This is a genomic window from Flavobacterium johnsoniae UW101 (assembly GCF_000016645.1).
GTDB lineage: Bacteria > Bacteroidota > Bacteroidia > Flavobacteriales > Flavobacteriaceae > Flavobacterium > Flavobacterium johnsoniae.
This window is the reverse complement of sequence record NC_009441.1, coordinates 252,316-267,355: the sequence shown is the minus strand read 5'-3', so window position 1 is coordinate 267,355 and position 15,040 is coordinate 252,316. Positions and strand designations below refer to the sequence as shown.

At 32.2% G+C, this 15,040-nt stretch carries 9 protein-coding genes; all 9 read left to right on the top strand.

What is annotated here, in order from left to right:
- Window positions 1-38: 38 nt before the first annotated feature.
- Window positions 39-2,105 (top strand): TonB-dependent receptor plug domain-containing protein, encoded by a 2,067-nt coding sequence (locus FJOH_RS01330; RefSeq protein WP_012022356.1) that lies wholly within the window; start codon window positions 39-41, stop codon window positions 2,103-2,105.
- Between the two features lie 27 nt (window positions 2,106-2,132).
- A complete protein-coding gene (locus FJOH_RS01325) occupies window positions 2,133-2,753 on the top strand; it encodes an HmuY family protein (RefSeq protein ID WP_012022355.1) in 621 nt (206 codons plus the stop codon).
- A 365-nt stretch (window positions 2,754-3,118) separates the two neighbouring features.
- Entirely contained in the window at window positions 3,119-4,591 is a 1,473-nt protein-coding gene (locus FJOH_RS01320; protein WP_012022354.1) for an SGNH/GDSL hydrolase family protein, read from the top strand.
- Between the two features lie 82 nt (window positions 4,592-4,673).
- Window positions 4,674-6,005, top strand: coding sequence for an SGNH/GDSL hydrolase family protein (locus tag FJOH_RS01315; protein WP_235023086.1), 1,332 nt, complete (start codon window positions 4,674-4,676; stop codon window positions 6,003-6,005).
- 1 nt (window position 6,006) lies between these two features.
- On the top strand, window positions 6,007-7,689 hold the full coding sequence (locus tag FJOH_RS01310) for an MBOAT family O-acyltransferase (RefSeq protein ID WP_012022352.1): 1,683 nt from the start codon (window positions 6,007-6,009) through the stop codon (window positions 7,687-7,689).
- A 358-nt stretch (window positions 7,690-8,047) separates the two neighbouring features.
- Window positions 8,048-9,400 carry a signal recognition particle protein gene (ffh, locus tag FJOH_RS01305; RefSeq protein WP_012022351.1) on the top strand — a complete coding sequence of 451 codons (1,353 nt, stop codon included), beginning with the start codon at window positions 8,048-8,050 and terminating at the stop codon, window positions 9,398-9,400.
- A gap of 138 nt (window positions 9,401-9,538) precedes the next feature.
- Window positions 9,539-10,426 carry a bifunctional 5,10-methylenetetrahydrofolate dehydrogenase/5,10-methenyltetrahydrofolate cyclohydrolase gene (locus tag FJOH_RS01300; protein WP_012022350.1) on the top strand — a complete coding sequence of 296 codons (888 nt, stop codon included), beginning with the start codon at window positions 9,539-9,541 and terminating at the stop codon, window positions 10,424-10,426.
- Between the two features lie 416 nt (window positions 10,427-10,842).
- The gene (locus tag FJOH_RS01295; protein ID WP_012022349.1) at window positions 10,843-11,769 is read left to right on the top strand and encodes a magnesium transporter CorA family protein; all 927 of its coding nucleotides are present in this window, start codon (window positions 10,843-10,845) and stop codon (window positions 11,767-11,769) included.
- Window positions 11,770-12,239: 470 nt separating this feature from the next.
- On the top strand, window positions 12,240-14,945 hold the full coding sequence (locus FJOH_RS01290) for an outer membrane beta-barrel protein (RefSeq protein WP_052295168.1): 2,706 nt from the start codon (window positions 12,240-12,242) through the stop codon (window positions 14,943-14,945).
- Window positions 14,946-15,040: the final 95 nt, after the last annotated feature.

The following is a 15,040-nucleotide window of genomic DNA, read 5'->3' as shown; positions in this document are numbered from 1 at the left end:
CATATATTTGTACCGATTATTAAGACTTAATAAAAATAATGAAAATAAAAATTACTCTTTTTGCAGTTTTGCTTTTGTCTCAGGTTTCTGTTTCTCAGGAAGTTAAAAAAGATAGTGTTTCAGCAAACGAATTGTCAGAAGTTAAAGTTACTACTGCGACAAGAACAGAAAGGGTACTTTCATCATTGCCTTTGCCAATGACAATTATTACATCTGAGGCAATTATAAAATCTGGAGTTACAAGATTAAATGAAATTTTAAGTGAGCAGACAGGAATTATTTTGATTCCGGACGAAAGTGGTTTTGAGGGAATTCAAATGCAGGGTTTAGATGCTGCTTATACTATGATTTTAATTGACGGTGTACCGCTTGTTGGAAGAAGCGCCGGTGTTTTGGACCTTTCAAGAGTTTCGGTTGGAAATATAGAGAGAATTGAAATTGTAAAAGGAGCTTCCTCAGCATTGTATGGTTCTGAAGCCATGGGAGGAGTAATAAATGTGATTACTAAAAAACCTAAAAAAGATATGTTTTCGGGTAGTCTTTCTTATAGATATGCTACATTTAATACTAATGATGCAAATACAAATCTTCTTTGGAAGAAAAAGAAATTTTCAGCAAATCTTTTTGCAAATTTTTATTCTACAGATGGATATGATTTAGATAAAAGTACACCATTGAAAAATGTAGAGCCATTTTACAATTTTACGATTCAGCCGAAAATATATTATGATTTCTCAGAAAACTTGAAATTAATTGTAAGTAACCGTTTTTATGACATGAAGATGGATAATGTGGCGATTATTGATTCTGAAAATTATAAAGGAGATGCAAAAGAAAAAGAATGGAACTCACAGGTTAAATTTGAACATAAATGGAGTTCTAAATTATATTCTGAATATGAATTCTATACTACTAATTACAAAAATGATTCGTTTTTAAATGATGCAAATAATGTTCTTTATGAAAGTGCTTATTATAATCAATGGCTTCTGCGTCCGGAGATTAGGACTACGCTTTCAATAAAGAATGATAAATTGACAGGAGGTCTCGGATTAAATTATGAGACTTTGGATAGGACATATTTTGATAAAAAAGTAGAGTTTAATTCGCAATATTTCTTTTTGCAATATGATTGTAATCCAACAGAAAGATGGAATATAATCGCTGGATTTAGATATGATAATCATAGTGTATATGCTTCACAATTCAGTCCGAAACTTGCGGTAAATTTTAAGATTAATGAAAACTTTTCTTTAAAATCTTCAGTAGGATATGGTTATAAAGCACCAGATTTCCGCCAATTATATTTTGATTTTACAAATCCTTCTGTTGGTTATACTGTCTTAGGGTATAATGTAGCCGAAGCGCGATTAAATCAACTTCAGGAGCAAGGGCAGATTTTAAGCAGAGTAGATGGAGTTAACTTTAACAATCCGTTAGAAGCCGAAAGTTCAATAAATTTCAATTTTGGAACTTTTTATAAAAAGAACAAGTTAAGATTAGATGTTAATGCTTTTTATAATTCAATAGAAAATTTAATTGATGCTCGTGTTGTAGCCCAAAAAACAAATGGTCAAAATGTTTTCAGTTACTTTAATATAAGCCAGATTTTTACTTATGGTTTAGAGTTCAATTCAACATACGACTTTACCAAACAATTATCTGTATCATTTGGATATCAGTATCTAACAGCAAAGGATAAATCTGTGGTTGATAATTTCGAGGATTATCAATACATACGTAACTCAGATTTACAAACTGTACAAATTAAAAAGTCTGATTATTTTGGATTGTATAATAGATCAAAACATACTGCTAACGTTAAAGTTGCATATTCTATTCCAAAAATTAAGACCGATATTAATCTACGAGTTTTTTATAGAAGCAAATATGGGATGTTTGATACTAACGGAAATCAAATTTTGGACAAATATGACAAATTTGTCAGTGATTACTTTATAACCAACTTATCAATTTCAAAATATATCGGGGATAAATTTATGCTTCAGGCAGGAGCCAATAATTTACTTGATTTTACAGACCCGAGTCAAATTAGTAACCTGGCAGGAAGGCAGCTTTTTGCACGAATTCAATATAATTTTTAATCAACATTTATTTAACACATTTACAAAATGAAAACAAAATTCTTAAAACTTTCGCTTTTAGCACTATTTATCTTTACAGCATCTTGCAGCAGCGATGATGATAAAAATGAAGTCGTGCCTGTAGTAACTACAAAAGTTTCTAATATTGCTGCACCGCAAACTGGAGGACAAGGACAACCAGCAGGAGGTGCATTTGCAAAATTCAGTTTTTCTCAAAACAAACTAGTAACAGATAATAGCTGGGATATCGCTTTTCGTGGTACTACAATTATTGTAAATGGTGGTGCTAAAATTGGTATTGCAGATGAACCTGAAAGAACAGGATCTGGTGCAGTAAGCATTGTGTCTGGTACTTTTGCAAGCGTAACTGCATTTCCTGCAGCTAGTACTTTTGCTCAAGATGCTGCCGCTGTTTATTCAATCCCTACAGGAAGCGGTAAAGGCTGGTATTCTTATAATGCAGATACTCATATCATTTCCCCTATTGCAGGAAAAGTATTTGTAGTAAAAACACATGATGGTAAATATGCAAAATTTGAAATATTAAGTTACTATAAAGATGCTCCAGCAAGTCCAACACAAACTTCTGAGTCACCATACTATACTTTTAATTTCGCATACCAGGCAAACAGCGCTACAACTTTCTAATAAAGTTTTAGCAACCTCGAATGAATTATTATTCGAGGTTATTTTTTAATTTATAGTTGGTTTTAACATGAAGAAAGTTACTTTTATTTTGTTCTAAGTTTTTTATAAAAAAGATTAAAACAGATAAAGTTATTTTCAAATAAATCACATCAAAAATTTAGTTAATCATTAGCTTTGTTTTTTTATTTTTTTTTGATTTAAGAGGTTAGAATTTTCTAACCTCTTTTTTTTATTTTCTTTGTTGTTAAAATCAAATAGAAATGAACGATTTAATTCTATCTTTGCGCAGCAATTTTTTAAAACGGAATTAACAGGAATATTGATAATTAATTTCTGTGATGCCATTCTCAATATATAATTAATAAGTGAATACAAAATCATATTTCTTTCAGTCTTTTGCAATAGTTGCATTGGCATTTGTTGCTTTCATTGGGTTTAAACAGATTCTTCCGGATAAGATTTTTTCAGAAGGAAAAGTAGATTCCAAAAATGTACTTATTGATAGTCTGCTTCTTGAATCAGTAGCAAAAGATTCTTTGTCTCTGGATGGGGATAATATTGCAGATAAATCTGGTCAGGAAAAAATCGTTTATGATGCATCTGAAGGAATCGAATTTCCATCTGAAACATTTGATAATTATAAAGGATATCAATACCTGATTTCTTTTTATGAAAAATTATATCAATTAGAACAAAACCCACAGGGACACGTTAGAATTGCTTATTATGGAGATTCTATGACCGACGGTGATTTGATTGTACAGGATGTTCGTATGAATTATCAGGAACATTTTGGAGGAAATGGAGTTGGTTTCGTTTCTATTATTTCAGAGTCATCGGCTTCAAGAGGTTCTGTAAAAACATTGTTTTCTAAAAACTGGAAGATACAATCTTATTTAAATGTAAAAAAACCAACAAGTCCGTTTGGAGTAAACGGTCATGTGTTTTTTGCAAATGACAAATCTAATACAACCTGGGTTCAATATGAAGCAGGATTGAATAAATATTCAACTTCTTTAGATAATCCAACATTATTTTACGGAAGATCAGCTAAAAAAGGAAATGTAAATTTTATTATTGGAAAAGATACTTTAAGAAAAAATCTTTCACCAAACAATTTGGTAAACAGTCTAAAAGTAACTTCTGGAAGTATAAAATCTTTCAAAGCTAATTTTATCCACGCCGATTCTATTCCTATTTTTGGATTTAATTTTGATAACGGAATAGGAGTACACGTTGATAATTTCTCTCAAAGAGGAAATTCAGGACTGCCAATTTCTATGTTTGATGCTAATGTAATGCAGGCTTTCAATAATAGTCTAAAATACGATTTGGTTATTCTTCATTACGGAACAAACGTATTGAATTACGGAACTAAAAATTATTCATGGTATCAAAAAGGAATGACTAAAACGGTAAACAAAATAAAAGAGTCGTTTCCGGGAGTTTCTATTTTGATTGTTTCAACAGCTGATAAATCGACTAAATATGATTTAGAAATGAAAACAGATTCTGCTGTTGTGCCATTAATGAATGCTCAAAAAAGATATGCTTTGGATACTGAATCAGGTTTTGTAAATTTATATACTTTAATGGGCGGTGACGGCTCTATGGTAAAATGGGTCGACGAATCTCCGGCTAAAGCCAATAAAGATTACACACACTTTAACCAAAGAGGTGCAAAAGCCATTGGTAATTTGTTGTACAGTCAGTTAAATAAGGGATACGAAGAATATAAAATTCTGCGTGAAAAGCGTGATGGAAGCGTTAAACCTAAAGCGATTAGAAAACCTAAAGCAGATTCCGTATCTGTCAAAAAAGATAGCGTAAATGAATAAACTACTTATTTTCTTTTGTTGTCTTTTTTTTTCAACAAATGATAAACCCGAAACAACAGTCTCACTTCCAATAACTAAAAATATGGTTAGCAAAATCGATTCAACATCGGTCGAAACTTATACAGGAAATCACATCTATAATGCTAAAGTTTTAGAAAGTGTTTTTAAGAGATTGAGGGATAATGAAAGCGACAACAATCAAAAAATAAATATTGTTCATATTGGGGATTCACACATTCAGGGTGATTTAATGACCAATAAAATAAGAAAGTTACTGCAGCAAAAATTTGGAAACGCAGGCCGAGGTTTTGTTTTTCCGTATCAATTAGCCAAAACAAACGGATCGTATAATGAACGTTTCAGCTGTAACAGAATTTGGGAAAGCTATCGAAATATTTACCCGGTTAGAAATTATCCTGTAGGTTTAAGCGGTATTGGACTTTGGAGAGATACCGGCGGATTTGTAATGGAAATGAGCGTTAAAGATGCTGCATATAAGTTTAATACCATTCAGATCATTACGCCCAAAAATGAGAATATGTTTGATCTGGCTTCTGGATCTCAAACCAAGTTTGTTGAAACCACAGAACGAAAAGTAATTACTCATAAAATTAAAAAAGGAGAAGCAATCTCTGTAATTGCAGATAAATATGATGTTTCGGTTGCCGAAATTAAAAGAGCAAATCAGCTGAAATCAAATAATATTCGTGCAGGAAGGATTTTAAAAATTCCAACTAATCAAACGCAGCCAAAAAATATTAAAACATCAGAGTTTGTACCTCTGAATCTTGAATCTGATGCATTTTGTCATTATTATAAATCAGAAAAAGCTTTAGACAGAATTTTTCTTATTCCAAATAAAGAAGCTAAAGATTTTGAATTAAACGGACTTGTTTTAGAGAAAAATGCTCCCGGAATTACCTACAGCGGTATTGGTGTAAACGGTGCAAAGTTTTCGGATTATAATAAATATCCTTTGTTTTTTGAACAGTTAAAAGCATTGCATCCTGATCTTTTAATTTTTTCTTTAGGAACAAATGAAAGTTTCGATAAACTGGAAGCATCTGAATACATTAGAAGATTGAGAGAGTTTATCAAGAACATAAAAGAGCAGAATATAAATGTTCCTATAATCGTCATGACTTCGCCTCCTTCTTTGTTTAGAGGAAGAAAACCAAATCATTTTGTTGGAGAATATGCACAGCGAATAAATGATATTGCCGAAAAAGATGGATTTGCTGTTTGGGATTTATATGATGAATTAGGCGGCTTAAGCGGAATAGGACAGCTGAAAGCAGAAGGGTTAATAGGTAAAGACTGGGTTCATTATTCTAAAAAAGGATATGAAAAACAAGGAAGTTTGTTTACCGAGGCGTTTTTAAAAGCATACGATAATTTTAAATTAAAAAAGTAAGTTGACAACAATAGACAGCATTAATAATTGGTTCATTCAAAATTTTGGTGCAATTACAATAGAACAAGTTGAAAGCTGGTTTGTTTACAATCCAGATGAGAAACTATTATTTAATACCGGTTTATTCTTAGGATTATTTCTGGTATTTTATTTTGTGTATGGTTTTTTACGCAAAACATTTTATTTAAGATTAACGTATGTTATTCTCTTTTCGCTTTTCTTTTACTATAAGTCAAGCGGTATTTACTTTTTACTTTTATTGCTTTCTTCGGTAGTAGATTATGGTTTAAGCCAGATTATCTATAAAGAAACCAAAGACAGCACCAAGAAAATATATTTGGTAATAAGCGTCATCCTGAACTTAGGATTATTGGGTTATTTCAAATACATGAATTTTATGATTGGAACATACAACGATATGTTCAATGGCAATTTAAAATTTCATGATATATTTCTTCCGGTTGGAATTTCGTTTTATACTTTTCAATCGATGAGTTACATTATCGAGATTTATCGCGAAGAAATTAAGCCGACAAAAAACTACATTGAATACCTATTTTTCGTTTCGTTTTTTCCGCAGTTAGTTGCCGGACCAATTGTACGCGCAAAAGATTTCCTTCCGCAGATTTATCAAAAACTGAATCTGACTAAACAAGATGTAAACAACGCCTTGTTTTTGATTATTGGCGGATTAATTAAGAAAACGGTAATTTCAAATTACATTTCGGTAAACTTTGTTGATCGTGTTTTTGATACGCCAATGAATTACACGTCATTTGAAAATTTAATGGCTTCTTACGGATATGCTATTCAAATTTATTGTGATTTCTCAGGATATTCAGATATGGCAATTGGAATCGCTTTGTTGTTAGGATTTAAACTGCCTGCCAACTTTAGAACACCTTATAAATCAACTTCGATTACAGATTTCTGGAGAAGATGGCATATTTCTCTTTCAACCTGGTTAAAAGATTTCTTGTATATTTCGATTGGTGGAAACAGAGAAGGTTCATTCGCCGGATATTTATTCCCGAGTTTGTTCTTCTTTGGATTATTGCTTTGGGGAATTACAAATTACAATATCAGTATAATTCCGTTGATTGTTGCATCTGTTTCGATTGCTGTTTTTTGTTTGTCATTTCTGCTTTCAAGCAAAAAGAAACAAACTTTGGTAACCAATCTAAACCTTTTTACCACAATGCTTTTAGGCGGATTATGGCATGGAGCCGGAGCACAATTTATTGTTTGGGGAGCTTTACACGGATTAGCTTTAGCAGTTCATAAAATTTTCCTTGAATTCTTTCCTGCCAGAAAAGACGGCAAAAGTAATTTCTTGTGGACCTTCTTTTCAATTATAATCACATTCCATTTTGTAGTTTTCTGCTGGATCTTTTTCCGCGCTAGAGATTTCGAAACTGCATTACAGGTAATTAATAATATTGGTCAGTTAACTTTCGAACCAGAACATTGGCAGGCTATTGTTTTAGGATATAAAAATGTGTTTTTATTAATGCTGTTTGGATACGTTTGGCATTTCCTGCCGGAAGTTATTACAAACAAAATGAAGTTCGTTTTCGACAGAACACCATTATTAATAAAAGCAATAATTCTGGGCTTTGTTTACTGGATTGTTTATGCAACAGCCGTTGCCGGTTCACAGCCGTTTATTTACTTCCAGTTTTAATTTTAAGGTTCAAAGTGACAAAGTTACAAAGGCGCAAAGGTTTATTCTTTGCGCCTTTTTTCTTTTGCCGCAGATTAGAAGGATTAAAATGATTCTTTTTCACGCAGATTTTGCAGATTATGGCAGATTTTATTTTTTTGAATTTGAATAATAATTTCTGTGAATCTGCTTAAATCTTTTTATCCCGATAGCTATCGGGAGCGTAAAAAAAAACTTTGCAACCTCGCGATTTTACGAGCAAAAAAACATAGCGTTCTTTGCGTAAACCTTTGCGAACTTTGCGGTTAAATGCAGCTAAATAAAAATTGCCTGAAATATCTAATTAGATTATCTTTGCACTTCAAATAAAGAAAAAGATATGTTTGATAATTTAAGTGATAAGTTAGATAAAGCGTTCCATATATTAAAAGGACACGGTAAAATTACAGAAGTAAACGTTGCCGATACTTTAAAAGAAGTTCGTCGTGCTTTACTTGATGCCGACGTTAACTTTAAAATTGCTAAAGATTTTACAACGAAAGTAAAAGAAAAAGCAATTGGTCAGGACGTTTTAACAACGCTTCAGCCAGGACAATTATTGGTGAAGCTGGTAAAAGATGAGCTGACTGAATTAATGGGGGGTGATGTTGCCGGAGTTAATTTATCTGGAAATCCAAGCGTTATTTTAATGTCGGGACTTCAAGGTTCTGGTAAAACTACTTTCTCAGGAAAATTAGCCAACTTCTTAAAAACGAAGAAAAATAAAAAACCACTTCTTGTAGCGTGTGATATCTACCGTCCTGCGGCGATTAATCAGTTACATGTAGTTGGAGATCAAATAGGTGTTGAAGTATATTCAGAACCAGAAAATAAAAATCCTGTTGAAATTGCTCAAAACGCAATTAAACACGCAAAAGCAAACGGATTTAATGTAGTTATCGTCGATACTGCAGGGCGTTTAGCAGTAGATCAGGAAATGATGGATGAAATTGCACGCGTACACAAAGCAATTCAGCCGCAAGAAACATTGTTCGTTGTCGACTCTATGACAGGACAAGACGCTGTAAATACAGCAAAAGCTTTCAACGATATCTTAAACTTCGATGGAGTTATTTTAACAAAATTAGATGGTGATACTCGTGGTGGAGCAGCAATCTCGATTAAATCGGTTGTAAACAAACCAATCAAATTTGTAGGTACAGGCGAGAAGATGGAAGCAATTGATGTTTTCTATCCAGATCGTATGGCTGAGCGTATATTAGGTATGGGTGACGTTGTGTCGCTTGTAGAAAGAGCTCAGGAACAATTTGATGAAGAAGAAGCTAGAAAACTTCAAAAGAAAATCGCTAAAAACGAATTTGGTTTTGATGATTTTCTAACGCAGATTCAGCAAGTAAAGAAAATGGGTAATATGAAAGACCTGGTAGGAATGATACCAGGAGCTTCAAAAGCCATGAAAGATGTAGAAATAGAAGATGATGCTTTTAAACATATCGAAGCCATCATTCACTCAATGACTCCGGGAGAAAGAAGTAAACCAGCCATTATCGACGTAAAAAGAAAAGCCAGAATCGCTAAAGGTTCCGGAACTAAAGTCGAGCAGGTAAATCAGTTAATGAAGCAGTTTGACCAAATGAGCAAGATGATGAAGATGATGCAGGGGCCAGGCGGAAAAAATCTGATGAAAATGATGGGAGGCATGAAAGGAATGCCAGGAGGAATGCCGAGATAAAATAATTAAAAGTTTCAAGTTTAAGGTTTCAAGTTAAGAGACCAAAACTTGAAACTTTTTTAATTACATAATATTTAAGTTTCGTTTTCAATTTGAAACGTGAAACAAAAGAAAACTTTAAACCTGAAACAAAAACAAATGCAGCTACTAGACGGTAAAAAAACATCTAACGACATTAAAAACGAAATTGCAGCCGAAGTTCAATCTATAAAAGCAGCCGGAGGAAAAGTACCTCATTTAGCAGCTGTTTTGGTTGGAAACAATGGAGCAAGTTTAACTTACGTAGGAAGTAAAGTAAAATCATGCCAGGAAATTGGATTTGATTCTACTTTAGTAAGTCTGCCGGAAACGATTACCGAAGATGAACTTCTAGCTAAAATTAAAGAGTTAAATGAAGATGATAACCTAGACGGATACATCGTTCAATTGCCATTGCCAAAACATATCGACGAGCAGAAAATTTTATTAGCAATCGATCCTGATAAAGACGTTGACGGATTTCACCCAACTAACTTTGGCAGAATGGCTCTTGAAATGGAAAGCTTTATTCCGGCAACGCCATTCGGGATTATGGAATTGTTAGAGCGTTACAAAGTTGAAACTGCAGGAAAACATACTGTTGTAATTGGAAGAAGCCACATCGTAGGACGTCCAATGAGCATCTTAATGAGCCGTAAAGGAAATCCTGGAGACTCTACTGTTACATTAACACACAGCCGTACTAAAGACTTAGCTGAATTCACTAAAAATGCAGATATCATTATTACTGCTTTGGGAGTTCCGGAATTCTTAAAAGCAGATATGGTAAAAGAAGGTGTAACAGTTATCGATGTTGGAATTACTAGAGTAGAAGATGCATCAAATGCAAAAGGATACGTTATTAAAGGTGACGTTGATTTTGAAGGCGTAAGCAAAAAAGCATCATTCATTACACCAGTTCCAGGTGGAGTAGGACCAATGACAATTGCAATGCTGCTTAAAAATACACTTTTAGCAAGAAAAATGAGAAGCGCAAAAAACAAATAAAATCGCGTCAAAATATATTTTAAGGCCTGTTCTATATAGAACAGGCTTTTTTATTGCATTAATTTTTTAAACACATAGGAACATAAGGTTTAAATTCTTAAAAAAGAATTTAAAGAAAAACAAATTTCTCTCACATAGTTTACTCGATCGATTGCTGCTATGTTGTTTAAAAAAAAGTGAAACGCCTTTTTTTACAGTTAGAATATCTATGTTTCTATGTGTTTAAAAATCTGTCCAAACTGCCATTTTAATATATTATTAATAGTTTAAAATTTTGGTTCTTAAAAATAAAGGATACTTTTGCAGCACTTAAAAAAATAACACTTCTCCAAATGGACGATTATTATTATTCGTTAGTATTAAATTAAGCAGCTTTTGAAGTTTCAAAATGCTGCGCTAAAAACCTGTATTTTGAAATGAAAGCCTTTTACACAAACAACAACGGATTGATAGAAATCCAAAAGTGGACTTCAAATTGCTGGATTCACATCGAATCTCCAACAGAATCAGATAAAAATTACTTATTAGAAGAACTTCAAATTCCTGAAGCTTTTTATAATGATATCGAGGATATCGACGAAAGACCCCGTATTGAAATTGAAGACGGCTGGACACTTATCATCATGCGCATTCCTATTAAAAGCGGAGATGTAAAAATTCCTTTTCATACCGTTCCTCTCGGAATCATTTTTAAAGACGGTATCTGTGTTACAATCAGTTTTTATAAAACAGAAATCATACAAGATTTTGTTGCTTATTCACAGCGCAAAAACATCGAAATAGAAGACAACTTCAATTTAGTTCTTAGATTGCTTTTATCATCAAGTGTATGGTATTTGAAATATCTAAAACAAATCAATCAGAAAATAAAACTTGCAGAAGACAATTTAGAGAAATCTATCAAAAATGAAGAATTGCAGGCCCTGCTTCAAATCGAAAAATGTTTTGTATTCTTTATAACCTCTTTAAAAGCTAATGACGTTTTGTTTCAAAGAATCAAAAACCTAAAAGCACACAAGGCTAATTACGATCCGGAATTATTAGAAGATGTTGAAATCGAATTAAATCAGGCTCAGGATACTGCTAATATTTACAACAACATCTTGACCGGAATGATGGATGCTTACGCTTCAGTTATTTCAAATAACATGAATAACATCATGAAGCAGATGACTTCGATTTCTATCATTTTAATGATCCCGACATTAATTGCCAGTTTATACGGAATGAACGTACCAAACGGTCTTGAAGAAAGTAGATACGGAATCTGGATCCTGCTTTTAGTTTCCATTATTTTATCCACTTTTGGAGTGTTTTTATTCAAAAGAAGAAGATGGTTTTAAAGCTATAAGTTACAAAGCAGCTTTCTTAAGAAAGTACTTTTTGTAAGCTTTAGAGAAGCGAAATATTCATAGCAAAGAAGTAAATATTTACAATACAAAGCTCCAGCTGAGAGGCATATTTTAATAATCTAAAATATATGCTACTCCGCTGGAGTTTTTTTATTTTTTCTTATTGAAATTATATTCCGTCAGGGCTGTTTTTTGAGAACCTTTAAATGTTTTTAAATTATAAATAGATTTTTAAGTGTGTGAAAATTAACTCTTTGTTTGATTTTAGTTTTAATCCCTATTTTTTAACAATAAGTTATTATTTGTTTTAATTTATAATGTAAGTTTGTCCCTAATAAAACAAACGATTTAAGCCTGCTGCAAGTATATCAGTCCCCATGATTAAAACTTTTAAATTCCACGCATTATTCTTTCATTTAATTCTTTTAAATAAATTTTTCTCAATACGAAGCAGAATAAAAATGCTGCATTTTTTTGTGTTTTTCTTGTATAGCATTTCCTCTTTTGCACAAAAAAGCACCGTTATCAGTGGTAAAGTTGTTACCGAAAAAGATTCGCCCATTGAATCTGCAACCATTTATTTAATGCATCCTAAAGATTTCTCGATAGTTGTTTATACGCTTTCGGATAAAAATGGTCACTTTAGATTAGAAACTAAATCAGGATCTCAAAACAATATTTTAAAAATTTCGGCAGAAGGTTATCTGGAGTTTTCGGATACAATAGAAAAACGCACTCAGAATATAGATTTGGGAGTTGTCAGACTTATGAAATATGATGTTGAACTGGATGAAGTTATTATTAAAAACGATGCTCCTATCCGAATAAAAAAAGATACCATAGAATTTAATGCTTCTTCTTTTAAGTTACGTCCAGACGCCAATGTAGAAGCTTTGTTGAAAGAATTGCCCGGTGTAACTATTGATATGGACAAAAAAATAATGGTCAATGGAAAAAAGGTTAACCAAGTATTAGTTAACGGAAAACCTTTTTTTGATGCAGATGGAAAAATAGCACTTCAAAACCTTCCTGCTGAGCTCATAAAAAAAGTACAGGTTTCAGACACTAAAACCAAGGAACAGGAATTTACGAAACAAGCTTCGACATCAGAGAATGTTTCAATCAATTTGACAATAGACAAAAAGAAGAATAAAGGCTTTTTTGGCAAATTATTAGGCGGTTATGGAAGTTCAGAAAGATATGAAAGCAGTGCTTTATTAAGTTATTTTAAAGATAAAAGGCGTGTCAGTTTTTTGGCTTCTTCAAATAATATTAATGCATCTGGTTTTTCTATGAACGAGGTTTTTGATAATATGGGAGGAGGAAGAAACGATGGTTCAGACGGTTCTTTTGGGAGCAGAGGAGGAATAACAAAGTCGAATATGATTGGGATAAGTTATACTGACGAGTGGTTTAAGGGAGAAAGCACAGATTTGAACTATTATTTTAACAATTCTAATACAGACAATACAAATAAAACATCAGAACTTACTTTACTTCCAACAGGTTCTTTATTGTCGAAATCTGCTTCAAAAAGCGATCAGGATTTTAATAGACATAATGTAAGTTTAAATTTTGAGTATAAAGTTTCCCCTTCAATAAAAGTTTTTTTTGCACCAGCTATTCAAACAGGAAAAACGGTATCAGTAAATGCCTTTGATAGAAAAACCTGGGATGAGAATAATCAGTTAATTAATTCCAGTAATTCTTTTAATACAACTCAAAGTAATAATACGAATTTTAGAAATAATCTTAGATTTTTTTTAAATGCTAAAAAAGAAGGACGATACTTTACTGCCTCTTTTGAAAACGAGAATTCACGAAACGATTTAGATTCAAAGGTAAATTCATTGACCGTTTTTGCAGAAGGAACAAGTCCCGACGATTTGCGTAATCAAAATGTTACTCAGAAAAACAATAGAGATAAATATATAGGAAATCTTCAATATTTTGAACCAGTAACAGATTCGTTAAGACTGAATTTTTCAGTAATTACAGATTATGAAAAAACAAGCGATGATAAAAAAACATTCGACCGCAATGGTCAGGATATGGAATACGATGTTTTTAATGAATCACTTAGTAATTTTAACTCTTTTAATAGTTTTGGAGTGAACCCAAAAGTGGGTTTTAGTATGAGTATAAAAAAGCTTGATTTATCGGCATCTGCAGGGACTTCTGTTATCAGGACAGAAAATCATGCATTTTATTTAAATGAAACAATAGATTTGAATAAAAACTATTTTATCCCAAACGGAACCATTAGTGCCAATTACAGCATTTCACAATCTCAGAGTGTATTAATGATGTATGAGCGTAAATATACAATTCCAAGTGGTAATCAGGTTTTGGCGGTTGCTGATTTAGATAATCCTTTAGTGGTTAGAACAGGAAATCCTAATTTAAAAGCTTCGACTTTTCATTTTTTACAGACAGGTTTTTCAAGTTATAATTTTGAATCAGATTCGGGTTATTTCCTTCATTTTAGTACGACCTATTTTGATAATCAGATTGTGGGAGCTTCTGCTTATAACAGTTCAGGGAAACAGATTTCAACTTTTGATAATGTTGAAGGCACATACGATATGTTACTGGCAGGAGAATGGAACAAAAGGATAAAGAAAGATGTGAATACTTTTGGACTGCGGTTTTCTCTGTATGCTAATTATAATTTAAATAAAGGTTTTACAAATAACCAGCTGTATGAGGCAAAAGCATTTAGACTCAATCCCGGCTTTGGATTTACATATGAATATGGTGAATTGTTAAATATCCAGCCGTATTATAACTTTACATATAATGACATTCGATATAATAATACTTCTTTAAGTTCAACTTCAAATACAACTCATAATTTTAATGTCGAAATAACAAACTTCTGGCCTAAGAACTGGGTTTTTGGAAACGACTTTGGTTACAACTATAATTCAAATATTTCTGGACCATATAAAAGAGATTTCTATTTATGGAACACTAGTTTGTCCTACAAATTCGCGAAACAATTTACATTCAAAGTAAAAGTTTATGATTTACTCAATCAAAATCAGAGCACTTCGAGAACCATTACTTCAACAGCTGTTGTTGATTCAGAAAGTAATGTTTTAAAGCGTTATGTCATGTTTTCTTTATTGTATAAATTTAAAAATTTTGTAACCAATGAGAGTTAGTCTTTAGAAAGTAAATTAATTCTAAGATTAGTTTTTTGAAAAAAGCGATCTTTTTTTATTGCTGTTTCAAAATAAGTAATAACTTTGTAGCGCAA